The 1,430-nt window shown below is 63.0% G+C and carries 2 protein-coding genes; both read left to right on the forward strand.

Annotated features, from left to right (window positions below; all coding sequences use genetic code 11):
- On the forward strand, window positions 1-647 hold a 647-nt coding region (locus EOA28_RS35650; RefSeq protein ID WP_128315843.1), incomplete at its 5' end, for a hypothetical protein.
- 79 nt (window positions 648-726) lie between these two features.
- Window positions 727-1,430 (forward strand): isocitrate lyase/phosphoenolpyruvate mutase family protein (locus EOA28_RS35655; RefSeq protein WP_148671099.1); only part of this gene is annotated, 704 nt, incomplete at its 3' end.

Below are 1,430 nucleotides of genomic sequence, written 5' to 3' on the forward strand. Positions count from 1 at the left end.
CCGCCGCATTCGGCAGGTTGACGGTCTCGGGCGGCTCGCCGCCCGAGACCGTCAACCTGCCGAATGCGGCGGTGCTGGCCATCAAGGCCGGCGGCAAGGAGCGGCTGGCGATGCTTTTCGACCTCGGCCAGGCCCAAGACAGCGCCGAAGGATTTGCCGTGCTGGCGCTCTACGACCTCACCGGCAAGCCGAAGCTGCTCGACGCCGTCAATGTCGGAACCGACCAGAGCACTTATTTTCGCGATCCGGGAAAGCTCGCGATCGGTCCCGGCGACGACGCGCTCATTACCATGAGCACGCATTTCAATTCGAACCAGGGCTATGTCGGCACGATCCTGATCCTGGTCCGCAACGATCGTTTCGAACCGATCGACCAGATCAACACATTCGACGAGAATGTCTGCGCCTACAAACGCACGCAGGATCTTTCCTTCCAGACGCGCGGAAGTGAAAAGCCCTATGCCGCGGTCAGGGTGACTGTGACCGACGCCACCAAGCCCAGCGGTGAAAGCTGCGAGGAGCCGGCACCCAAGGCAGTCTCGCACGACATTTCCGTCACCTATCACTGGAACAAGAAAACGTCGCGCTACGTGGCGGATTCAGATGCCTTCAAACGTTTGTCAGCAGAGAACGAGAAACGCTTCTGATCCAAGCGCATTCGTTTGCCCGGGTCGAACGGCCGCGATAAATTCCTCGCAGGACCCCGCTCATAATTGAGGACTCGCCATGGACAAGGGCAAGATTTTTCGCGATCTGCATGCCTCCACCTTCGTCATGCCCAACCCCTGGGACATAGGCACGACCAAGCTTCTGGCTTCCTTCGGTTTCACAGCGCTGGCGACCACCAGCGCCGGGTTCGCCTTCTCGCGCGGCCTGCCGGACGGCGCCGTGACCTTCGAAGCCATGATCCACCATTGCCGCGACGTGACCGCGGCAACCGACCTGCCGGTTTCGGCCGATCTCGAACGCGGCAAGGGCGACAGCCCCGAGCAGGCCGCCGAAACCATCTTCGCGGCGGAAGCCGCCGGGCTCGCCGGCTGCTCGATCGAGGACCACACGGGCGACCCCACCAACCCGATCTACGATTTCTCTCATGCGACCGAACGCGTCGCCGCCGCCGTCGAGGCGGCCCGGGCGCTCAAGCACGATTTCGTCTTCACCGCGCGGGCCGAGAATTTCCTCTGGGGCAAGACGGACCTCGACGACACCATCAAGCGGCTGCAGGCCTTCGAGAAAGCCGGCGCCGACGTGCTTTATGCGCCGGGGATCGGCGACGTCGACATGGTGCGCACCATCTGCTCGTCGGTGAGCCGTCCAGTCAATGTGATGGCCCGCCCCGGTTTCACCGTCGCCGACCTTGTTATGGCCGGCGTCAAGCGCATCTCGCTCGGGCCGTGGCTGACCAATTTCGCCTATGGCATGCTGGAGAC

It is taken from the genome of Mesorhizobium sp. M2A.F.Ca.ET.067.02.1.1 (assembly GCF_004023285.1).
Taxonomy (GTDB): domain Bacteria; phylum Pseudomonadota; class Alphaproteobacteria; order Rhizobiales; family Rhizobiaceae; genus Mesorhizobium.